We start from the raw sequence: 966 nt of genomic DNA, 5'->3' as shown, positions 1-966 counted from the left end.
CCGGCCGGGCTGCGCCGGCGGCGTCAGCGAATCGCGTCCTGCCCGGCCAGCGCCGCGTCGTCCATCGTCAGTAGCAAGGGGCAGCTTCCACACAGTTGCGTTTCTCCAGGGATTTCGTAGCGCAGACAACACACGCGGCGCGCGCGGAACGGCGTCGGCAGCAGCGGCGAGCGCGGCACGGCATTGCGCACGGGTGTGCGCAGCGGATTGGGTTCGCCATCGCTACATGCCGGGCGGAACAGCCATGCGGCATCGCGCACGGGATCGGCCGCGCAGCGCTGTGCGCGGCAGACATCGAGCAGGTAGTCGAGCAGATTGCCGGCGTTACTCCACAGCACGCGCGGCGTGACGCGCCCCATCTCGGCCAGCAGGTCGATCACAGCGCCGAGATGCGCGACGAGTCCCGCATAGCGCGGCGCCGGATCGTCGCAGGGCTCGCCGAGCGCGTGCTGCGCGAACACCAGCCCGGCCGGCATCCCGTCGTCGAGCGCGACGAACGTGCGCTCGGGCGCCATGTCGAGCGGCCGGCCGAGCAGCAACGCGGCGACCACGCCCGCGGGCGCCGCGCGGCCGAAGTAGTACTTGCTCCATTGCGACAGCAGCGCACGCGCATGCGCGGCCGGATCGCCGCCGTAGTGGCGGACCATCGCGTCGAGCAGCGCGTCGCGATGCGCGGGCAGCGCGGTCACTGGCACGAGCAATGCGTCGCCGCACGCGCATGCATCGCCGGGCATGCCGAGCCAGACCGCATCGAGATACGGCGCGAACTCCGCCGGTGCGAACGACGCAAAGCATGTCGCGCGCGCGCCGAGGGCCACCGGCGGCGCAGGCAGCGCAGCCAACGTCATCGTCCCGCGCGCCGCGCGCGGCGCGCCTCGACGATCAGCAGTCCGAGCAGATACGGCGCACCGATCAGCGCTGTCAGCACACCAGCCGGCCCCTCGCGCGGCGCGCCCGCCGGGCGGG

The 966-nt window shown here is 73.0% G+C and carries 1 protein-coding gene; it reads right to left on the bottom strand.

Translation table 11 applies throughout. The features are described 5' to 3' along the window. Positions 1 to 23 precede the first annotated feature (23 nt). A complete protein-coding gene (fhuF, locus tag G3N94_RS41750) occupies positions 24 to 848 on the bottom strand; it encodes a siderophore-iron reductase FhuF (RefSeq protein WP_205799965.1) in 825 nt (274 codons plus the stop codon). Positions 849 to 966 lie beyond the last annotated feature (118 nt).

It is taken from the genome of Burkholderia sp. Ac-20353 (assembly GCF_017104785.1).
Classification (GTDB): domain Bacteria; phylum Pseudomonadota; class Gammaproteobacteria; order Burkholderiales; family Burkholderiaceae; genus Burkholderia.
Note: the sequence above shows the minus strand (reverse complement) of the source record. Positions and strands in the feature narration are given on the sequence as shown.

Excerpts from the sequence above, each read along its gene's own strand:
- fhuF (WP_205799965.1), bottom strand. The coding sequence starts at position 848 with ATGACGTTGGCTGCGCTGCCTGCGCCGCCGGTGGCCCTCGGCGCGCGC.